Raw genomic sequence first — 6,400 nt, 5'->3', positions numbered from 1 at the left:
GGGTTAGGGTGGGGGTTCGTTGATTTTCAAGACAATTAATTTATTCCACAAATTTTCCCCCACCCTAGCCCTCCCCCGTTGGAGACGGGGGAGGGGACAGGTTTGTGGTTATTTCAAAAAATTGTCGTGTACTGAAAGGCAGCCTGAAACCACATTACGCGTATAATCCCATTATCCCAACCGCGCTACTCTCATTATGAACCATCTCAAAAAACTCAAACGCAGCAAACAAGTCGCTGAAGTGCTGCTGAAATATGGCTTGGACGATTTATTCGGGCAAGGCAGTTTGGAGCATTGGCTGCCGCAACCTTTGGTTGCCAAGCTCACTTGCAGCCGCGAAATGCGCCGCCGCCCATTGGCACAACGGCTGCGTTTGGCATTAACCGAATTGGGGACGACTTATGTGAAATTGGGGCAAATGTTGTCCGACCGCGCCGACTTGTTGCCTGCCGACATCATCGCCGAATTGCGCCAATTGCAAGACCGCGTACAAATCCAACCTATTGATATGACAGAAACTTTGGCGCGTGAACTGAATATTGTTGCCGCCGATGAATTTGCTGTATTGGAAACCGTGCCTATGGCTTCCGCTTCTATCGCGCAAGTATTTTCAGGCAGCCTGAAAAACGGACAACGCATTGTTTTAAAAATAAAACGTGAAAATATTGAAGACGCGATAGACGCTGATTTACTCGTTTTGCGCGATTTGGCGCATTTTTTGGAACGCCACCACGAAACATTTCGCAAAATTCGCGTGATGCGATTATTGCAGGCATTTGAAGAATCCTTGCGCGAAGAATTGTCGTTTTCTCATGAACGGCGCAATTTGGAGCGTTTTGCCCGCAATTTCCGCGAAGATAAGCGCATTTGTGTTCCCAAAGTGCATGGGCATTTGTGCAGCGACAATGTGTTGTGCATGGATTTTATTGATGGCATAAAAGTCAATGAAACCAATCGATTAGAAAAATTTGGTTTAAGCCCCAAAGCGGTGGCGGAACTGGGTTTGAGTTTGTATGTGAAACAGGTTTTGGAACACGGCTTTTTTCACGCTGACCCGCACGCGGGTAATATTTTGCTGTTGCCCGATGGCAGAATCGCTTTTATTGATATGGGCGCGATGGGCGTTTTATTGCCACAAGAGCGTGAATTATTAGAAGATTTTGTTTTGTATTTCAGCCAAAAAAATGTGAACAAAATGCTGGAAACGGTCAAATTATTGGCGGAAGATTATGAATCGGCAGACGAGCGGCGTTTGGCGAAAGAATTGTATGAAATCATGGACTTGTTGGACGCTACAGATTTACGCGATATTGGCATGGGCAAATTATTGCAAAAAATCATGGCGGTGTTTAGCGATAATCAGATTTTATTGCCCGATGGTTTTATGTTATTGGTCAAGGGGTTGGCGCAAATTGAAGGGATTGGGAGGCAATTGTATCCCGATTTGAATATTTTGGAGATGATACAGCCGTATGCGGCGCAAGTGGTGGCGCGGCGGTGGTCGCCACAAAAATTGTTGCGCGACCAAGTGGGTAAATTAAGCGACAGTTATGAAAATTGGCTGGCGTTGCCCGAAGAAATGAAGACGTTTTTGCAGAAAATTCGCAATAAAGAGATAAAGTTAGAGCATGAAGTGGAAGGTTTGGAGCGATTGCGGCAAACTTTTGAGCGGCTGGGGCAAATGTTGGTGGTGTCGGCGTTGATTATTGGCTCGGCGATTTTGTCGCTGGACACGCATTTACCGAAATTGTTTGGGGTGTCGTGGTTGGCGTTTGTGGGCTTTGTGGTGGCTGGGGTGTTGGGGGTACGCTTGATTTGGCGGCGGAATAAGTAAAATAACGTGAATTAGGGATAAAGAAAGTAAAAATTCAATGAAAATAAATGACTTGCGTAGGGTGGGTGCTTGCACCCACCATTTTCAGGCTGCCTGAAAATAAAATGATTCAAGATGGGTACGCTGAAATGGTGGATGCAAGCATCCACCCTACAACCAAATTTTCATTAAAACAAATACTTAATTAATTTATTATCCCGAACTCACGTTAAAATAAGTTGTAGGGTACGCGCCGTGCACCCTACTGTTCTATAATTTTCAGGCTGCCTGCAAGATGGTTTCCCCCATCTTGCAGGCAGCCTGAAATTCACAAGCCATTATTTAATTACCACAATTTCCCATTGTGCATCACCGATTTGCTCGTAATCGCTCACGGTGTAGCCTTATTCGGCAACCCAAGCGGGAATGGCTTCGGTGGCTTGGGTGCAGTCAAATTTAATGCGTAAGCCTTCGCCTTTTTGCAAAGTTGCCATCGCTTGCTTGGCTTCCACCAATGGAAATGGGAAAACCAAACCTGTTGTTTCTAAATAATTTTCATTTTAATCACTCTACTTTCAGTTAAAAAATCATGATGACGCACGAGCAGCAGCCTGAATTTTGCTCGGGCGAATAATCGTCCAATACGCCGCCCCCCATGTTCCCAAAATCATAATTGGCAAAGAAATCCAACCTTGCCACGAGAAAAACGCGGTTTCCACCAAACCATTACCGATGGAACAACCACCCGCCAAACTCGCGCCCACACCCATCACCACGCCGCCGATTAAACTGCGAATCACGATGGTCGCGTCAAGCACGCGCACGCGAAATTCATTGCTCATTTTCGCCGCAAAAAACGCCCCCAACAAAATCCCCAACACCAAAAACACGTCCCAATTGATGAATTTGCCATCGCCCATCACCAAATATTGCAAAATATTCGCCGAAGGTCCTGTAATCCCCAAACCAAATTCGCGCCCAGTCGCCAAAGCAATCACGCCCACCAATATCGCCGTGATAAACGGATGCCAGCGTTTTTCAAACAAAATATGCGCCAAACCCGTTTTTTTCGGTTTTAAACTGGCGATTTTGGCTTGCGGTTTACGCAAATGTTGCCACACCAAATAGCCCGTTACCGCCGTCAAAATCGCCACCAAAATCCATGGGGAAATGCCGAAACTGTCGTAAATGGTTTTGTGGTCAATATTTTGTCCGCGCAGGCTGCTGTTGAATTCGCCCAAAGGTTCAGAGCGCATCATCGCGCTAAACAACATATAAGTCGCCAACGCCACCCAACTGCCCACCAAACCTTCGCCCGCGCGATACCACGTTCCTGTGGCGCAACCGCCCGCCAAAATAATGCCAATGCCAAACAAAAATGCCCCCAAAGCCACCGCCACAATAGACAAAGCTTCGGCTGGCTCAACGACTATCCAACCCATAGATTTAAAAGCAAAAAAACCTATGGATTGCACCGTAATCGCAATCAGCAAGGCAACAAATATTTTATTGTTTTTCGTTACATACAAATCACAAAACGCGCCCGTAATACAAAAACGACCACGTTGCATCACAAAAACCCAATAAAAGACCGCACAATAAACCTGTCCACACTGACTATTTTTCCTTGTTGATAATTGAACAATCATTTTCAGGCTGCCTGAAATGAATTTTTCATTATAAAGAAAAGCATTATTTTTTAATTATCATGTTTTCAATGTGAAAATTTAGGCAGCCTGAATCATTATTCAACTAATAAATCAAGATATTGCGGATTTTTTTCTACAAACGCCGCCACAAAATCACAAGTTACACGAATTTGCCAATGCTGTTCACGCGCATAATCCAAAGCGTGTTGCGCCAACAGTTTGCCCACGCCCCGACCGCCCAATTCTGGCGGTACAATTGTGTGATTGAACACGCGAATCTCGCCGTCCAAAACATAGCTTAAATAGGCGATGTAGCCGTTTTCGCTGTACTCAAATCGTTGGTTTTGATGGATAATTTTCATTTCAGGCTGCCTGCGTATTCAGTTTTTGCCAAACATTCAAAGCGTCCGCCGTTTCGCGCACATCGTGAACACGGACGATTTTCGCGCCCCGTTCCACTGCAAACAAAGCTGCCACCACGCTACCTGAAACGCGCTCGCTGGGTGTTTCGCGCCCCGTCATTTCGCCTATCATGCGTTTGCGCGACACGCCCACCAAATGCGGCAAACCGTGCGAACTGGACAATTTGTCCAAATTCTGCAACAGCGCGATATTGTGCGCCAAATTCTTGCCAAAGCCAAAACCCGCGTCCAACACCAAACGCGCTGGCGCAATGCCCGCCTGAATGCACACATCGGCGCGCGCTTGCAAATATTGCGCCACCTCTTGCACAACATCTTGATAATTGGGATTATTTTGCATATTTTCAGGCAAGCCTTTCATGTGCATCAAGCACACGCCCACACCCGATTGCGCCACCAAATCCACCGCCCCCACATCTTCCAAAGCCTGCACATCATTCACAATATCCAGCGCATTTTTGTCCAAAGCGCGTTGCATAATGACGGTTCGGCGCGTGTCCAAACTGATTGGCACTTGCCATTTGGACAATTCGTCCAAAACGGGGGCAACACGCGACCACTCTTCATCAGGCGAAACAGGCAAAGCATTGGGGCGCGTGGATTCGCCACCGATGTCCAAAATGTCTGCACCGTCTAAAAGCAATTTTTCGGCATGGGCGAGCGCGGTTTTCAGGCTGCCTGAATATTGTCCGCCATCGGAAAATGAATCAGGCGTAACATTCACAATGCCCATGATTTTGGGCGCGGTTAAATCCAATTTAAAACGCTTGGTTTGCCAAAACATTTGATTTTCCTAAATAATTTAATTGTATTTCAAGCGACTTTCCAAATCCGCCAACACAAAACCTGCTTTTTGCATACTTTCTTTAAATTGCTCAAACAAAATCTGATTATTATCAGGATATAGAGGAAAGCAATCTTTATGCCATGCACCATCTTCACTCAAAGTAATTGTTTGATAATCATATTGAAAAAATTGTTTCACTCTTTCAATGGCAATTTGGTCTTTTTCGCATTCTTGTAATAAAGCAAAAAGTACATCATCAAATATTTGTTTATTTTCAATTTTTTTCACTAAATAAATTAAATCGTAAATGTCTTTTACACGCGGACGCACAATCGTTTGATGAATTTTCCACGCAATTTGTAGGGATAATGGCGTGGTTTTTGGATAAATAAATTCATCAATTGGAGTCTTTAATAATAATGGCACAGGCTCAAACGGCACAGGTAAATTAAACGAAACTTCAACATTAAGGTCATAAACTTTACCATTGATATAGCACAGCACTTCACCTGTAACAGTTGGAAAATCATCATGCATGGCATAATCAATTTGTCGCCAAAATGCATTTTCAGCAAAATCAATGAAATAAAGACCATCATTCACATTTGTGCGAGTTACCGCAGTGAGCCAATCATTTAATACTTTATTGGCAGTTTCAATATCTGGTAATGGTGTTAAGCACACAAAATCCAAATCCATAGGCTGTCTATCATTTGGATTGTCAAAATATTGGCGAGTAACAAAACTGCCTTTTAACATAAAATCCTGATTGACCTTGGCAGCACGGCGAATAATACCTTCATAAAAAACAAACTCTTCTATATAAGGATAAGAAAGGTAATGATGCCAAGCGTCAAGAAGATGGGGGGAATGTTTTTTGTATATTTCTAATGGGTCAGATAAGACATCAATATTTTCACTCCAACCATTATCTAAACTCAATTTATCATCATAAACACAATATTCTGCTTGTTCCTTAATAATTTTTAAAGAAATAAATACGGGAAGATAAGGGTAATCTTCTTCTCTATTAACAGATTGTTTAATAATATCTATTTTATCTTTAAAATTTTTAAAATCATTGGAACGATAAGTAATAAATCTTTGTGATGGATTATTTTTAAGTGAATTTTGTGATAAATGAGCCTGATGATAATGAGCAATGCTTCTTAATTTTTGCAAGGCATAATTGTGGCTGTAAGGAAATTCCACTTTCCCATGCCATTCAAAATAACCTTTGGTATCAGGAAATTGTTGAATATAATCATCGTATTGGTCAGCAGGGATTTCAATTTTGGTACGAATGATTTCAAAGCCTTGATTGAAAAATTGCGGTTTTAGTGTATCAATTTCCGCTAAAATTTCTGTTACATTATTTGCTTTTTTAACATAAGTCATCATTGGCTGTTGCGTGTGTTCGCCCATTGGCAATTCAATCAACACCGCCTTACCGCCCAATCTTTGACAGATTTTTTCAAAATCAGGGATTTGTGTTTCGGCTAAAGTATTGACAGTTAAATGAATTTCAAAAAGATAATCTCGCATTATCATCACTCCATAAATTGACTAAAAAGGCAGCCTGAAAACCCATTTCCCAGTTTTCAGGCTGCCTTATTTTTGTATAGTCGTAGAAATGAAAATGCAGTACAAGGCGACAGCGACCGCCGTGTACACCTAGTACATAAGGGAGCTGGCAACGCCGTACTGCTTTTTCAGTTCTGCGACTATA

General features: G+C 42.9%; 6 protein-coding genes and 1 pseudogene. 1 reads left to right on the top strand and 6 read right to left on the bottom strand.

The annotated features are described in order from the left end of the window. Positions 1-196 precede the first annotated feature (196 nt). Positions 197-1,834 carry an ABC1 kinase family protein gene (locus Q338_RS11720; protein WP_034295662.1) on the top strand — a complete coding sequence of 546 codons (1,638 nt, stop codon included), beginning with the start codon at positions 197-199 and terminating at the stop codon, positions 1,832-1,834. Between the two features lie 383 nt (positions 1,835-2,217). On the opposite strand, the pseudogene Q338_RS11715 reads toward Q338_RS11720, so the two are convergent. From Q338_RS11715 to Q338_RS15065, 6 genes and pseudogenes are all read right to left on the bottom strand, one after another. Continuing rightward, positions 2,218-2,349: pseudogene (locus tag Q338_RS11715) on the bottom strand (sulfurtransferase TusA family protein); the annotation flags it as partial. Between the two features lie 51 nt (positions 2,350-2,400). Then, on the bottom strand, positions 2,401-3,384 hold the full coding sequence (locus Q338_RS11710; RefSeq protein ID WP_115723671.1) for a YeeE/YedE family protein: 984 nt from the start codon (positions 3,382-3,384) through the stop codon (positions 2,401-2,403). Positions 3,385-3,557: 173 nt separating this feature from the next. Next, positions 3,558-3,824, bottom strand: a complete 267-nt coding sequence (locus Q338_RS11705; protein ID WP_034295660.1) for a GNAT family N-acetyltransferase — start codon at positions 3,822-3,824, stop codon at positions 3,558-3,560. Between the two features lies 1 nt (position 3,825). After that, entirely contained in the window at positions 3,826-4,668 is an 843-nt protein-coding gene (gene folP, locus Q338_RS11700) for a dihydropteroate synthase (protein ID WP_034295658.1), read from the bottom strand. 18 nt (positions 4,669-4,686) lie between these two features. Further along, entirely contained in the window at positions 4,687-6,216 is a 1,530-nt protein-coding gene (locus Q338_RS13885) for a nucleotidyl transferase AbiEii/AbiGii toxin family protein (protein WP_051968636.1), read from the bottom strand. After that, positions 6,197-6,400, bottom strand: a 204-nt coding sequence (locus tag Q338_RS15065) for a hypothetical protein (protein WP_211249456.1), incomplete at its 5' end; no start/stop codon positions are given. The genes Q338_RS15065 and Q338_RS13885, both read right to left, overlap by 20 nt.

This window comes from Alysiella crassa DSM 2578, assembly GCF_000745955.1.
In the GTDB taxonomy this organism is placed as follows: domain Bacteria; phylum Pseudomonadota; class Gammaproteobacteria; order Burkholderiales; family Neisseriaceae; genus Simonsiella; species Simonsiella crassa.
The sequence above is the reverse complement of the archived record's forward strand: the minus strand, read 5'-3'. Positions and strand labels throughout refer to the sequence as shown.

Excerpts from the sequence above, each read along its gene's own strand:
- Q338_RS11720 (WP_034295662.1), top strand. The coding sequence starts at position 197 with ATGAACCATCTCAAAAAACTCAAACGCAGCAAACAAGTCGCTGAAGTG.
- Q338_RS11710 (WP_115723671.1), bottom strand. The coding sequence starts at position 3,384 with ATGCAACGTGGTCGTTTTTGTATTACGGGCGCGTTTTGTGATTTGTAT.
- Q338_RS11705 (WP_034295660.1), bottom strand. The coding sequence starts at position 3,824 with ATGAAAATTATCCATCAAAACCAACGATTTGAGTACAGCGAAAACGGC.
- folP (WP_034295658.1), bottom strand. The coding sequence starts at position 4,668 with ATGTTTTGGCAAACCAAGCGTTTTAAATTGGATTTAACCGCGCCCAAA.
- Q338_RS13885 (WP_051968636.1), bottom strand. The coding sequence starts at position 6,216 with ATGCGAGATTATCTTTTTGAAATTCATTTAACTGTCAATACTTTAGCC.